We start from the raw sequence: 14166 nt of genomic DNA on the forward strand, positions 1-14166 counted from the left end.
GGCGTACGGACGTACTGCTGTCGGAGGGGTGCCGCTCGGCGCGCCCGCACGGGTGCGCGGCCAGTCGGCCCGCCGCACCGCGTCCCTTCCGCACACCTCACGTACGCACGGCCGTGCCTCCGCTCGTCGGGGGTCCCACGGGTCCCGCCACGACGGCCCGGCCGCCGCGCACTCCTGCCGAGACTGGAGCATTCCGCGATGACGACCCAGAAGTCCCCGAAGTCCGCCGCCCTCACCCGCGCCTCCGTCGTGGGCGGCGTCGCCGCCTCCGCCGTCCTCCTGCTGTCCGTGCCCGCCTTCGCGCACGTCAGCGTCACCCCCGAGGGCCAGGCGGCCAAGGGCGGCTACGCGACCGTCAACTTCAAGGTCCCGAACGAGCGCGACGACGCCTCGACGACCAAGCTGGAAGTCACCTTCCCCGCCGACCACCCGCTCGCGTCCGTGATGCCGCAGCCCGTGCCCGGCTGGAAGGCGAAGGTCACCAAGACCAAGCTCGACAAGCCGATCGAGATCCACGGCGAGAAGATCAACGAGGCCGTCTCCAAGGTCACCTGGACCGCCGACGGCAAGGGCGTGGAGCCCGGCTACTTCCAGAAGTTCCCGCTGTCCATCGGCCAGCTGCCCGAGGACGCCGACGAGCTGGTCTTCAAGGCCCTGCAGACGTACGACAACAAGGAAGTCGTCCGCTGGATCGAGCCGCAGAAGGGTGACGAGGAGCCGGAGTACCCGGCGCCGACGCTCGCGCTGACCGCCGCGTCCGACGACCACCACGGCGCCTCCGCCGCCAAGGACGACAAGTCCGACGCCAAGTCCGGCGACGCCAAGCAGGAGACCGCGTCGGACGGCGACAGCAGCGACACCACCGCCCGCACCCTCGGCATCGTGGGCATCGTCGTCGGCGTGGCGGGGGTCGCCTTCGGCGTCGTCGCCCAGCGCCGCCGCGCCACCAGCTGAGGCGTCGCCGCCCAGGCCGCCCTCGGGACGCGCCGCCGCCGGACACCCGGCCCCGGCGCGTCCCGGCCCCCTCACATCTGGGACATTTTCGTATGCGCAAGTTGAGCAACCAGACCACCACGTCGGGCCCGAAGACCACGAAGAGGCGCGCGTTCGCCGGCGCGGCCCTGCTCGCCGCCGCGGGACTCACGCTGACCGCCTGCGGCGGGGACAACGGCGACAAGAAGGACAAGCCGATCGCCGACGTCTCCATGGAGGCGGAGTCGAAGCAGGCCGCGACCGTCCTCGACAAGCCGTTCAAGAAGCCGGACCTGGTCCTCACCGACACCCACGGCAAGAAGTACGACCTGCGCGAGCGGACCAAGGGCAAGCCGGTGCTGCTGTACTACGGCTACACCAACTGCCCCGACGTCTGTCCGCTGACGATGAGCAACATCGCCGTCGCCAAGAAGGACATGCTGCGCAAGAAGGCCGTCACCAAGGCGGAGCTCGACCAGCTCCAGGTCGTCTTCGTGACCACCGACCCCGAGCGGGACAAGCCCAAGGAACTCGGCAAGTGGCTGAAGGCCCAGGACCCCGAGTTCATCGGCCTCACCGGTGACTTCCCGACCATCCAGGGCAGCGCCCGGACGGTCGGCATCAGCATCGAGCCGTCCAAGAAGCTCAAGAACAACAAGATCGAGTCGATGCACGGCACACAGGTCATCGCCTTCTCCCCGAAGACCGACGCCGGATACGTCGTCTACAACGGCCAGGACACCCGCGCCGAGGAGTACGCGCAGGACCTCCCCAAGATCATCAAGGGACAGAACCCGTGAACCACCGCACCACCCGGCGCCGCCTCCTCACCGGCTGTGCCATAGCACTGACCGCGGGCCTCGCCCTGACCGGCTGCAACGACGACAAGGGCGCGAAGGACGCGTCCGAGAAGCCCGAGCTGAAGGTCAGCGGCGCCTACATCCCCGTCCCCGCCATGGACGACATGGCGGGCGGCTTCTTCACGCTCACCAACAAGGGCGCCGCCGACACGCTCACCTCGGCGTCCAGCCCGCTCGCGGGCAGCGTGACCCTGCACGCCACCAAGGGCAGCACGATGAAGGAGCAGAAGTCCTTCGCCGTGCCCGCGAACGGCGAGCTCGTCTTCGCCCGCGGCGGCAACCACATCATGCTCGAGAAGCTGAAGCACAAGCCGAAGCTGGGCGACAAGGTGAAGGTCACGCTCCGGTTCGAGAAGTCGGACCCGATCACGGTCGAGATGCCGGTGAAGGCCGCGACGTACAACCCGAAGCCGGGCTCCGGCACGACGGACTCCGACAAGGCCGACACCGGAAAGACCGACTCCGGCAAGACCGACTCCGGCGACACGGACTCCGGCAAGAAGACGCACTCCGGCAACCCGAAGACGCACTCCGAGCACGACCAGCACGCCACGGCCGACGGTTCCAAGGCCGATCAGCACGCCTCGCACTCGTCGCACGCCTCGCACTCGTCGCACGCCTCGCACTCGTCGCACTGAGGGGACTGAAGAGTTGATGCGGACCACCGCTCCCCGCCCGGGGCCGGACCTCGCCGGCCTCGGACGCCTGCTGCTCGTCGCCGCGGCCCTGGTCTCCGCCGTGCTCGGCGCCGTCCTCGCCACCGCGGCGCCCGCCGACGCGCACGCCGCGCTGACCGGCAGCGATCCCAAGCGGGGGGCGGTGGTCGCCAAGGCGCCCGACCAGGTGTCCCTGACCTTCTCCGAGAAGGTCGCCATGTCCGACGGCTCGGTCCGGGTCCTCGACCCCGCGGGCAAGCGCGCCGACACCGGCAAGACCACCGACCTCGGCTCCACCACGTACGGCGTGAAACTGAAGCCCGGCCTGCCCGACGGCACCTTCACCGTCGCCTACCAGGTCGTCTCCGCCGACAGCCACCCCATCGCCGGAGCCTTCACCTTCTCCATCGGCGCGCCCTCCGACACCAAGGTCGCGCTGCCCGACCAGGAGGTCGGCGGCGGCCTCGTCGGCACGCTCTACGACACGGCGCGCTACCTCTCGTACGCCGGGTTCATCGTCGTCGTCGGCGGTGCCGCCTTCGTCCTCGGCTGCTGGCCGCGCGGCGCAGGCGTCCGGCCGCTCCAGCGCCTCGTCGTCTCCGGCTGGCTCGCCCTGACCGGCGCCACGCTCGCGACGCTGCTGCTGCGCGCGCCCTACACCGGCTCCGGAAAGCTCGCCGACGCCTTCGACCTCGCGAAGCTGGGCGACGTCCTGCAGACCAAGACGGGCGCCGCGCTCGTCTCGCGGCTGCTGCTCCTCGCGGCCGCCGCGCTGTTCATCGCCGTCCTGTTCGGCGCGTACGACAAACGCGAGGACCCCAAGGAGAAGCGGGACCTGGCCTTCGGCCTGGCCGTCGGCGGCGGGGTCGTCGCCATCGGCATCGCGGCGACCTGGGCGCTCGCCGAGCACGCCTCGACCGGCATCCAGGCCGGGCTCGCCATGCCCGTCGACGTGCTGCACCTGCTCGCCGTCGCCGTCTGGCTCGGCGGTGTCGTGGCGCTGCTGCTGTGTCTGTACCGGGCGCCGCTGATCGACGCGAGTGCCGTACGCCGCTTCTCCGGGGTGGCCTTCGGCAGCGTCGTGGCCCTCGCCGGGACCGGGCTCTACCAGTCGTGGCGGCAGGTCGGTTCCTGGACCGCGCTCGTGGAGACCGACTACGGACAGCTGCTCCTGATCAAGATCGGGCTCGTCGCCGTCCTCGTCGGCATCGCCTCCGTGTCCCGCCGCTGGACCGGGCGCATCCTCGCGGAGGCGGGCGGCCTGGCACCCGAGGCGGCGGCGACGGCGGTCGTCGAACAGCGCACGCGGGCGACCACGGCCAAGAACGCCACGGCCGGCAAGAACGCCACGGCCAAGGGCGCGAGCACCAACGCGAGCACCAAGAAGAAGAAGCCCGTCGCCGTCGCGCACAGCTCCAAGACCGGGGTGTCGGCGACGGTGGACACGGACGCCGGGACCGGCGGCACGTCCCTCGACAAGGCCAAGGACAAGCCCGGCGCCAAGCCCGGAGACAAGCCCGCAGGCGACGACAAGCGTGCCGCCCAGCTCGCCCGGCAGCGGGCCGCCGTGGACGCCGCCCGGGAGAAGCGGGTCCGCGACGCCGATCCGCACCGCTCCGGCCTGCGCCGCTCGGTGCTCGCCGAGGTCGGTGTCGCCGTCGTCCTGCTCGCCGTCACCACGGCCCTGACCACCACCGAGCCGGGGCGCACCGAGGAAGAGGCCAAGAACGCCACCTCGTCCGCGCCCCAGAACACCGGGCCCGTCAAGATCAAGATTCCGTTCGACACCGGCGGCCAGGACGGCAAGGGCACCGTGCGCCTCGAACTCGACCCCGGCCGCACCGGCAGCAACGACCTGCACGTGTACGCGACCCGGCCCAACGGCAGCGCCTTCGACATCCCCGAGGTGAAGATCGCCTTCACGCTCAAGGCCAAGGACGTCGGCCCCCTGCCGGTCGCCCCCGACCGCATCGCCACCGGACACTGGAGCGCGAGCGGAGTGCAGATTCCCATGGCCGGCGACTGGAAGGTCGCGGTGACCGTCCGCACCTCCGACATCGACCAGGTCACCCTCGACAAGAACGTGCAGATCGGCTGAACCCCATGGCGGACCACACCATTTCGCGACGGCGCCTGCTCGGTACGGCGGGCGCCACCGGCCTCGCACTCGGCGCGGCAGGCGGCGCGGCCGGATACGCCGCGGCGTCCTCCGGATCGTCCGGCGGCTCGGACACGACGGGCACACCGCTGACGTCGCTCGGGGCCGATGAGGTGATGTTTCACGGGAAACATCAGCCCGGGATCACCACCCCCGTGCAGTCCTGCGGCCATCTGGTCGCCTTCGACCTCACCCCGGGCGCCGGGCGCAAGGAGGCGACGGCCCTGCTGCGCCGCTGGTCGGCGGTGGCTCAGCGGCTGATGGCGGGCAAGCCGGTGGAGGGCCACGGCCAGGACACCGACATCGCGCGCGACGCGGGGCCGTCCTCGCTGACCGTCACCTTCGGCTTCGGCCACAGCTTCTTCGGCCGCACCGGCCTGGAGAAGCAGCGCCCGGCCGCCCTCGACCCGCTGCCGGAGTTCTCCTCCGACCGCCTCGACAAGGCCCGCGGCAACGGCGACCTGTGGGTACAGATCGGCGCCAACGACTCCCTGGTCGCCTTCCACGCGCTGCGCGCCCTGCAGAACGAGACGGGCTCGGCGGCGCGGCTGCGCTGGCAGATGAACGGCTTCAACCGCTCGCCCGGCGCCACCGCCCGCCCCATGACGACGCGCAACCTCATGGGCCAGATCGACGGCACGAACAACCCGAAGCCGTCCGACGACGACTTCGACAAGCGCGTCTTCGTGCCCGACAAGGCCGCCGACGCCGACCCCGCCTGGATGGCGGGCGGCTCGTACGCCGTCGTACGCCGCATCCGGATGCTCCTGGACGACTGGGAGGGGCTCTCCGCCAAGGACCAGGAGGACGTCATCGGCCGCCGCAAGGCCGACGGCGCGCCGCTGACGGGCGGCACGGAGACCACCGAGATGGAGCTGGAGAAGACGACCGCGGGCGGCGACCTCGTGGTCCCGCTCAACGCGCACGCCCGCATCAGCCGCCCCGACCAGAACGGGGGCGCCGCGATGCTGCGCCGCCCGTTCTCGTACCACGACGGCTTCACCGGCAAGGGCGAGCCGGACGCGGGCCTGCTCTTCATCTGCTGGCAGGCCGACCCGCTGCGCGGCTTCGTCCCGGTGCAGCGGAAGCTCGACCGGGGCGACGCCCTGTCGAAGTTCATCCGGCACGAGGCGAGCGGGGTGTACGCGGTGCCGGGCGGGGCGGAAGCCGGTGGGTACGTGGGGCAGGCGCTGCTGGAGGGCTGACTCGCGCCGGGCGGTGGCGGAAGGCTGACCCGTGGCGGGCGGTGGCGGAGGGGCCAGTGGCGGGCGGTGGCGGAGGGGCCAGTGGCAGCGGACGCGTACGCCCGCCCCGTCCGCCGCATTAGGGTGACGGCATGTCGGCGACGCGCTACACCTACCTCGGCCCTGAAGGCACCTTCACCGAAGCCGCCCTGCGCACCCTGCCAGAGGCCGCGACCCGCGAGCTGGTGCCGATGGTCTCGGTGCCCGCGGCCCTCGACGCCGTGCGCGCGGGCGAGGCAGCGGCGGCGCTGGTGCCGATCGAGAACTCGGTGGAGGGCGGCGTCACGACCACCGTGGACGAGCTCGCCAAGGGCGAGCCGTTGATGATCTACCGCGAGGTGGTCCTGCCGATCGCCTTCGCCCTCCTGGTGCGTCCGGGCACCGCCCTCAAGGACGTCAAGACGGTGACCGGGCACCCGGTGGCCCAGCCGCAGGTGCGCAACTGGCTGGCCGCCCACCTGCCGGACGCGGTGTGGGAGTCGGCGGCGTCGAACGCGGACGGCGCCCGCCTGGTGCAGGAGGGCCGGTTCGACGCGGCGTTCGCGGGCGAGTTCGCCGCGGCGACGTACGGGCTCGAACCGCTGGTCACCGAGATCCACGACGCGGCGAACGCGGAGACGCGGTTCGTCCTCGTCGGCCGCCCGGCCCGGCCCGCGGCGCCGACGGGCGCGGACAAGACCTCGCTGGTGATCTGGCTCGGCGACGACCACCCCGGCGCGCTGCTCGAACTGCTCCAGGAGTTCGCGGTCCGCGGCGTCAACCTGATGCGCATCGAGTCCCGCCCGACCGGTCGCGGCATCGGCGACTACTGCTTCTCCGTGGACGCCGAGGGCCACATCACGGACCGCCGCGTCGGCGAGGCCCTGATGGGCCTGAAGCGGATCTGCCCGAAGGTGCGCTTCCTCGGCTCGTATCCGCGTGCCGGAGTGGCACCGGAGAACGTACGGCCGCTGCGGCCCGGGACCTCCGACGAGGACTTCACATCGGCGTCGGACTGGCTCGCGCGCAGCCAGGACGGCCGATTCTGAGCGTTTGACGCTCCGCCACCGGGTCTTCCCGGTGCTTCCGCCTGCCTGTGCACAGGTCCGGATCGGTAGTCCTACCTGCAGATTTATGTTGTCCACAGAAGTTATCCACAGGTCCCCTTCTCGACCTGGGGACAAGTCGACAAGGCAGTGCGACATCGTCGACAAAACGGCACTCAGCGCCCAAGTCCGCCCACAGCCACTCCCGTCACTCCTTCGTCCACCTTTTTCCATGTGGTGACACTTTGGAGTTAACCAATTCCACTCGAAAGTTGGCGCTGAGCAGGTTTGGGAAGGGAATCCTTCACTGTGGGGGACCATGAAAAGGGCCCCGATCCGGCGTCCACAGATCTTTCGCACAGCCTGTGGATAACTTTCCGGAGACTCCGATTCCTGTGGACAACCGGCTCCCCAAGTCCCGTTTCCCACAAGGGAATCCAGTCAAGGCGACGAGGCCCATCTGCCCCGATTCGGGGAATGACGCCCGTTTTATTGACCCTGCCGTGCCATGCGCCGGGGCCGCGGCAACCCCCCGGTGGGCACGCGTCCCCACCCGCGAAAGCCGGGTGACGGGCCGAAGTGATGGGCGAGAAATTCACATTCCGGCATTTCGGTCATATCGGGGGGCAGGGGAAAATCAAGTCGTGGGCCGGAAGCGCACGAAGGTAGCCTGGGGGGGTGATTGACCTTCGCCTGCTCCGTGAGGACCCCGACCGTGTTCGCGCTTCGCAGCGCGCCCGTGGAGAGGACGTCGGCCTCGTCGACTCCCTCCTCTCCGCCGACGAGCGGCGCAGGTCCTCAGGGGTCCGCTTCGACGAGCTCCGTTCCGAGCAGAAGGCGCTCGGCAAGCTCATCCCCAAGGCTTCCGGTGACGAGAAGGCCGAGCTCCTGAAGAAGGCGGGCGAGCTGGCCGCCGCGGTCAAGGCCGCGGGCGCCGAGCAGGACGAGGCCGACGAGGAGACCAAGCGCCTGCTGCTCCGTCTCGGCAACCTCGTGCACCCGGACGTCCCGGTCGGCGGCGAGGAGGACTTCGTCGTCCTGGAGACGCACGGCACGGTCCGTGACTTCGCCGCGGAGGGCTTCGAGCCGAAGGACCACCTGGAGCTCGGCCAGGCGCTCGGCGCCATCGACGTCGAGCGCGCCGCCAAGGTCTCCGGCTCGCGCTTCTACTACCTGACGGGTGTCGGCGCGCTCCTGGAGCTCGCGCTGGTCAACGCGGCCATCGCGCAGGCCACCGAGGCCGGGTTCATCCCGATGCTGACCCCCGCGCTCGTCCGCCCGCACGCCATGGAGGGCACGGGCTTCCTCGGCCAGGCCGCGGAGAACGTGTACCACCTGGAGAAGGACGACTTCTACCTGGTCGGCACCTCCGAGGTCCCGCTCGCGGCGTACCACATGGACGAGATCCTCGAGGCCGACAAGCTCCCCCTGCGGTACGCGGGCTTCTCGCCCTGCTTCCGCCGCGAGGCGGGCACGTACGGCAAGGACACCCGCGGCATCTTCCGGGTGCACCAGTTCGACAAGGTCGAGATGTTCTCGTACGTCGCCCCCGAGGACGCGGCGGCCGAGCACCAGCGGCTCCTCGACTGGGAGAAGCAGTGGCTGAACAGCCTCGAACTGCCCTTCCAGGTGATCGACGTCGCCACGGGCGACCTGGGCGCGTCCGCCTCCCGCAAGTTCGACTGCGAGGCGTGGATCCCCACCCAGGGCAAGTACCGCGAGCTGACCTCCGCGTCGAACTGCGACAGCTTCCAGGCCCGCCGGCTCTCCGTGCGCATGCGCGAGGACAAGGACGGCAAGAAGAACGTGCAGCCGCTCGCGACGCTGAACGGCACGCTGTGCGCCGTGCCGCGCACGATCGTGGCGCTCCTGGAGAACCACCAGCTCGCGGACGGCTCCGTGCGCGTCCCCGAGGTGCTCCGTCCGTACCTGGGCGGCCGCGAGATCCTGGAGCCCCTCGCCAAGTGAGCTCCGACGGCCCCGCCTTTCCGTACAAGCTCGTCGCCACCGACCTCGACGGAACGCTCCTGCGTCCCGACGACTCGGTGTCGACGCGCACCCGTGACGCGCTCACCGCGGCCACCGCGGCGGGCGCGGCCCACATCATCGTCACCGGCCGCTCGGTGCCGTGGACGCGGCACGTCCTGGAGGACCTCGGTTACGAGGGCATCGCCGTGTGCGGCCAGGGCGCGCAGGTCTACCACGCGGGTGAGCGGCGGCTGCTCACCTCGGTCACGCTGGACCGGCAGCTGGCGGGCCTGGCCCTGGCGAAGATAGAGGCGGAGATCGGCCCGCTGGCGCTCGCCGCGAGCCGTGACGGCATCGACGGCGAGGTCCTCGTCGGCCCCGGGTACCTGGTCCAGGACGGCCCGCTCCCCGCGGTCCCGCTCGCCGACCCGGCCGACCTGTGGTCGGCTCCGCTGAACAAGCTGTACGTCCAGCACCCGGGCCTCGACGACGACGCGCTCACGGCCGTGGCACGGGAGGTCGCGGGGGACCTCGTGGGCGTCACGATGGCCGGCGAGGGCATCGTGGAGATACTGCCGCTGGGTCTGACCAAGGCGACGGGCCTGTCCCTGGCCGCCCGTCGGCTCGGCGCGAAGGCCGTGGACACGATCGCGTTCGGCGACATGCCCAACGACATCCCCATGTTCGCCTGGTCCGCCCACGGCGTGGCCATGGCCAACGCCCATGAGGAGCTCAAGGCGGTGGCGGACGAGGTGACGACGTCGAACGAGGCCGACGGAATCGCGGTCGTCCTGGAACGGTTGCTGGCTTAGACCGGACGCCGGGCTCAGCTGAGGCGCGGCTCGCGCGCGATGCCAAGCTCGGCTCGCGCGCGATGCCAAGCTCGGCTCGCGCGCGATGCCGGGCTCGGGCAGGGCGCCGGGCTCCGGCCCGGCACCCCCTCCGGGAGGGGCGGCCCGCGCACTGCTGCGCGCTCGAAGCGGCCGCCCCCGGGCGGTCTCCCCCGTGACGGGGCTCCACGGAGCGGGTGATGACTCCGGAGCCTGCCGCGGACCGCCCTGCCGGAAGCGCGACGCCCCTTGCGGACCGTCGGCTTCACTCCCGGTAGGAGAACGCCGGAGTGGTGGCTTCCGGCGCGTGGTGACACAACTACTGTGCCGGGCCGTGTGGTTGCCCGCCACTGAATTTCTCGCGGGCCGGACCGGGCGCGACTCCTCACGGGCCGACCTGGGCGCGCTCCCGGGCTCAGCCCTCGCGCCGCTTGCGCCTGCGCTTGCGGGCCCGGCTGAAGAACCACCCGGCGGGCGGCTCGTCGGACCGCCACGGCTGCGGCTCGGGGGCCTGCTGCCGCCAGCGGGCGGTGAGCATCCGGGCCCGCGCGGAGGGCTCGGCGGTCTCGGCGGACCGTATGAAGTCGTCGTCGAGGACCACCTCGTCCCAGGCGTCGCTCCCGGGACCGTCGCCCCGTCCCTCGTCCGATGCCATCGCGGCACCTCCTAGACACTCCTGCGCATCCCCCTCCCACCAGTGTCCCGGCAGGAGGGTGAAGACACCGTCAAGGCGGCTCGCCGGGACTACTCGTCCCCGGCGACGGTCAGGGTCCGCAGCTTCTGGCCCGCGTACCAGGTGGCCCCGGCCGTGACCACGACCAGCAGGATCACGGCGGCGGGCAGGCCCACGTCGGAGGTCACGAGCTGGCCCCCGTCGGCGGCCTTGTGGGCCACGGCGAGCGACCACTGCTGGACGCTCAGCGTGCGGGCCCCGGAGACCAGGGAGCCGAAGAGGGCCTCCCAGACCAGCGCGTACACGAGCCCGAAGACCACGGCGTGCCGGGTGACCGTGCCGAGCAGCAGGAAGATCGCCGCGTACGCGATGGAGGACACCAGGGCGGCGATGGTGTAGGCGACGGCGACCTGCTGGCTGTTGCCGTTGAGGATCAGGCCCGCGATGAGCGTCGGGACCGCCGAGAACGCCATGGTGACGGCGATGGCGACGGTGAGCTTGGTGACGATGATCGTGGGGCGTTTGACCGGCTTGGACAGCAGATACATCACGGAGCCGTCGTCGATCTCGGGGCCGATGGCGCCGGTGCCCGCGATGACGCCGATGATCGGCACCATGGTGGCGAGCGCGAAGCCGCCGAGCAGGTCGGAGGCCACTTGGTCGTCGGCGCCGCTGAAGCCGCGCACGGCGGCCGCGATCACGATGAGCAGCAGGGGCAGGGCGAAGAGGATCAGTGCCCGGCGGCGGCCGAGCAGGGCCCGGTAGGTGAGCCGGGCGACAGTGGGGTCGTACACGATGGCTCCCTTTCAGGCCGCGACGAGGTAGGAGAAGACCGACTCGAGGGACTCGTCCGAGGGCGAGACCGTGAGCAGCCGGATGCCGTGTTCGCGGGCGACGCGGGGCAGCAGGCTGGTGAACCGGCCGAAGTCGACGGCCTGGATGCGCAGCGCGCCTTCCTTGAGGTCGACCTCGATGCCCGCGGTGGACGGGTCGGCGATCAACGCGGCCGCGAGCGCACGGTCGTCGCTGGAACGCACCAGGTAGCGGTGCGGCCGGTCCGTCATCAGACGGCGGATCCGGCGGAAGTCGCCGCTCGCGGCGTGCCGCCCGGCGACGATCACCTCGATGTGCGAGGCGAGCTGTTCGACCTCTTCGAGGATGTGGGAGGAGAACAGGACGGTGCGGCCCTCGTCGCCCATCCGCCGCAGCAGGTCCATGAGCTGCATGCGCTGGCGCGGGTCCATGCCGTTGAAGGGCTCGTCGAGCAGCAGCACGGACGGTTCGTGGACGAGCGCGGAGGCCATCTTCACGCGCTGCCGCATGCCCTTGGAGTACGTGGAGATCTTGCGGTCCTGCGCGTACTCCATCTCGACCGTGGCGAGGGCCCGTTGGGCCGCCTTCTTGCCCAGGCCGTGCAGCTCGGCGTTGGCGACGACGAATTCGAGGCCGGTGAGGAAGTCGTACATTCCCTCGCGCTCGGGCACGATGCCGAGGTGCTTGTAGATCTCCTCGTTGCGCCAGGTGGGCTTTCCGTCGAGGGTGACGGAGCCGGTGGAGGGGGCGAGGAAGCCGCCCATCATGCTGATGAGGGTGGACTTCCCGGCGCCGTTGGGACCGAGGAGGCCGGTGACTCCGGGGCTGATGGTCATCGTGACGTCGTTGACGGCCACCACGTTGCCGAACCAGCGTGAGACGTGGTCGATGCTGATCGTGGTCATAGTCCGGCCTTCCGGTAGCGGCGCATGAGAGCGGCGTAGCTGCCCGCTACGAGGGCGAGAACGAGGAGGAGGTAGACGACGCCCACACCTGCCGAGGGGCCTTCGTTCCCGGGGAACGAGGAGGCCGCGCCGAGGAAGGCGGTCTGTACGCCGTCGATGAGGGTGATCGGCGAGAAGAGGCCGAGCCACTCGATGGCGGTTCCGTTGCCCCCTTGTTCGTGCGCGATGGCCTGGACGGTGGACACCGCTCCGTAGGAGATGGTCAGTACGGCGATGACGGCGGCGATGCCGAAGCCCCGGCGGGGCGTCACGGCGGAGATGACGAGTGCGATCCCGGAGAAGAGCAGCGACAACAGGGCGACGGAGACGAGCCCCTGGGCGAACCCCTTCGTCTGCTCCGCGAAGTCCAGCTTCGCCAACAGGGCGCCTACGTAGAGCACGATCAGCGGTGTCGCGGTGAGGATGAACAGGGCCGACGCCATGGCCGCGAACTTCGCGCGTACGTAGTCGACGCGTTCGATGGGGCGGGAGAAGTACAGCGGCACGGTCTTGAACCGCAGGTCCCTGGAGACGGTCTGCGGGGCCTGGGCCGCCAAGTAGAGGCCGATGACGGCCTGGAGGAGCACCGCGTAGCGCGTGTAGTCCACGGGCAGTTTGTCGGCCTTGGTGGCGACGGCTACCGCGACCATGATCAGCGCGGGGGCGCACATGACCCCGAAGAGGATCATCGGGAGCACCTTGGACTTGGCCGAGCGGCCGAGGCCGTAGGCGCCGCGCAGGCTCTGCGAGTACAGCGAGCGGGTGGCGTAGGCGCGGCCGAGGCGGGGGCCGTCGTAGGTGCGGTATCCGATGTTGTGGATCTGGGTGGAGTCGGCGTCACGCGCCCGTGTCGACTCGGCGGTCATCGCTTGCCGCCTCCTGTCTGCTCGGCGGCGGCCGCGGTCGCCGCCCAGGCGGCCGCGCGCTCGGAGACCTGCTCCGGCCGCTGCTCGTCCTGGGAGCGGAAGACCTCCGCGATGTGGTGCCTGCGCTGTTCCATGCGGACGAGGCCGAGGCCGAGGTCGGCGACGGTGTCCCGGACGAGGTCGTACGTCGCCTCGTCCGCGGCGTCGAGCAGGAAGATGTGGCCCGCGCCGGGCAGCCCGCCCCCGTCGTCGTGGGTGGTCACGCCGTGGGCGTGCAGGGCCGCGCGCAGCGCGCCGGTGCCGTCGGGGTGCTCGTCGCTGTCGGTGACCTCGATGGCGAGGGTCGTGGTGCTCTGGGTGAAGTCCGTGGTGGAGCTGGAACGCAGGAGCTTGCCGCCGTCGATGACGACGACGTGGTCGCAGGTGCGCTCCAACTCGCCGAGGAGGTGTGACGTGACCAGGACGGAGATGCCGAAGTCGGTGTGTACGCGCCGGATCAGGTCCAGCATCTCGTCGCGGCCGACGGGGTCGAGGCCGTTGGTCGGCTCGTCGAGGAAGACCAGCTGGGGGTCGTGCACGAGTGCCTGGGCGAGCTTCACGCGCTGCTTCATGCCGGTCGAGTAGCCGCCGATGGGGCGGTAGCGCTCCTCGTAGAGACCGACGTGGCGCAGGGTGTCGGCGGTGCGCTCGCGGGCCGCGGCGGGCGGCAGGCCGGACATGCGCGCCATGTGGACGACGAACTCGGTGGCCGAGACGTCGGGCGGCAGGCAGTCGTGCTCGGGCATGTAGCCGACGCGCTCGCGGATCTCGCCGCCGCTGGTGGCGACGTCGAGGCCGAGCACGGAGGCGGTGCCCTCGGTGGCGGGGGACAGACCCAGCAGGATCTTGATCATCGTTGACTTGCCGGCGCCGTTGGCTCCGACGAGCCCGGTCACACCGGGTCCGATGTCCAAGGTCAGCCGGTCGAGGGCGGTCACCTTCGGGAACCGCTTGCTCAGGCTTTCGGTCGCGATCACAGTCACGTGTTCGACGGTAGTGGCGCGGACCACACCGGGGCGTCACTCCACAGGCTGTCTCCGCCCTCACTCTCGAGTATTACGGGCCCGTAGGGGTCGTCCGGAAGTCGAACCCTTCAGGGTTCTCCCGGTGGCCCCCTC

The 14166-nt window shown here is 70.9% G+C and carries 13 protein-coding genes; 8 read left to right on the forward strand and 5 right to left on the reverse strand.

Annotated features, from left to right (window positions below; all coding sequences use genetic code 11):
* Positions 1-198: 198 nt before the first annotated feature.
* The 8 genes from C9F11_RS20440 to C9F11_RS20475 all read left to right on the forward strand — a co-directional run bounded on the left by C9F11_RS20440 (position 199) and on the right by C9F11_RS20475 (position 9695).
* The gene (locus C9F11_RS20440; RefSeq protein WP_138960635.1) at positions 199-954 is read left to right on the forward strand and encodes a YcnI family protein; all 756 of its coding nucleotides are present in this window, start codon (positions 199-201) and stop codon (positions 952-954) included.
* A 92-nt stretch (positions 955-1046) separates the two neighbouring features.
* Positions 1047-1772, forward strand: coding sequence for an SCO family protein (locus tag C9F11_RS20445; RefSeq protein ID WP_138960636.1), 726 nt, complete (start codon positions 1047-1049; stop codon positions 1770-1772).
* Positions 1769-2470, forward strand: coding sequence for a copper chaperone PCu(A)C (locus C9F11_RS20450; RefSeq protein WP_346347317.1), 702 nt, complete (start codon positions 1769-1771; stop codon positions 2468-2470). Before C9F11_RS20445 ends, C9F11_RS20450 begins: the two co-directional genes overlap by 4 nt.
* Before the next feature lie 16 nt (positions 2471-2486).
* Positions 2487-4586, forward strand: a complete 2100-nt coding sequence (locus C9F11_RS20455) for a copper resistance protein CopC (protein ID WP_138960637.1) — start codon at positions 2487-2489, stop codon at positions 4584-4586.
* Positions 4587-4591: 5 nt separating this feature from the next.
* Entirely contained in the window at positions 4592-5851 is a 1260-nt protein-coding gene (gene efeB / locus C9F11_RS20460) for an iron uptake transporter deferrochelatase/peroxidase subunit (protein ID WP_138960638.1), read from the forward strand.
* Between the two features lie 131 nt (positions 5852-5982).
* Positions 5983-6918 (forward strand): prephenate dehydratase, encoded by a 936-nt coding sequence (gene pheA, locus C9F11_RS20465; RefSeq protein WP_138960639.1) that lies wholly within the window; start codon positions 5983-5985, stop codon positions 6916-6918.
* Between the two features lie 675 nt (positions 6919-7593).
* Positions 7594-8883 (forward strand): serine--tRNA ligase, encoded by a 1290-nt coding sequence (gene serS / locus C9F11_RS20470; RefSeq protein WP_138960640.1) that lies wholly within the window; start codon positions 7594-7596, stop codon positions 8881-8883.
* Complete coding sequence (locus tag C9F11_RS20475) at positions 8880-9695, forward strand: HAD family hydrolase (RefSeq protein WP_138960641.1); 816 nt, start codon at positions 8880-8882, stop codon at positions 9693-9695. Before serS ends, C9F11_RS20475 begins: the two co-directional genes overlap by 4 nt.
* A 433-nt stretch (positions 9696-10128) precedes the next feature.
* On the opposite strand, the gene C9F11_RS20480 is transcribed toward C9F11_RS20475, so the two are convergent.
* The 5 genes from C9F11_RS20480 to C9F11_RS20500 form a co-directional block, all read right to left on the reverse strand.
* Complete coding sequence (locus C9F11_RS20480) at positions 10129-10368, reverse strand: hypothetical protein (protein ID WP_138960642.1); 240 nt, start codon at positions 10366-10368, stop codon at positions 10129-10131.
* A gap of 89 nt (positions 10369-10457) precedes the next feature.
* Positions 10458-11180, reverse strand: coding sequence for an ABC transporter permease (locus C9F11_RS20485; protein ID WP_138960643.1), 723 nt, complete (start codon positions 11178-11180; stop codon positions 10458-10460).
* Between the two features lie 12 nt (positions 11181-11192).
* A complete protein-coding gene (locus tag C9F11_RS20490) occupies positions 11193-12104 on the reverse strand; it encodes an ABC transporter ATP-binding protein (protein WP_138960644.1) in 912 nt (303 codons plus the stop codon).
* Positions 12101-13009, reverse strand: coding sequence for an ABC transporter permease subunit (locus C9F11_RS20495; protein ID WP_138960645.1), 909 nt, complete (start codon positions 13007-13009; stop codon positions 12101-12103). The genes C9F11_RS20490 and C9F11_RS20495 overlap by 4 nt, the downstream gene beginning before the upstream one ends.
* Positions 13006-14025, reverse strand: coding sequence for an ABC transporter ATP-binding protein (locus C9F11_RS20500; protein WP_138966774.1), 1020 nt, complete (start codon positions 14023-14025; stop codon positions 13006-13008). The genes C9F11_RS20495 and C9F11_RS20500 overlap by 4 nt, the downstream gene beginning before the upstream one ends.
* Positions 14026-14166 lie beyond the last annotated feature (141 nt).

This window comes from Streptomyces sp. YIM 121038 (assembly GCF_006088715.1).
GTDB lineage: Bacteria > Actinomycetota > Actinomycetes > Streptomycetales > Streptomycetaceae > Streptomyces.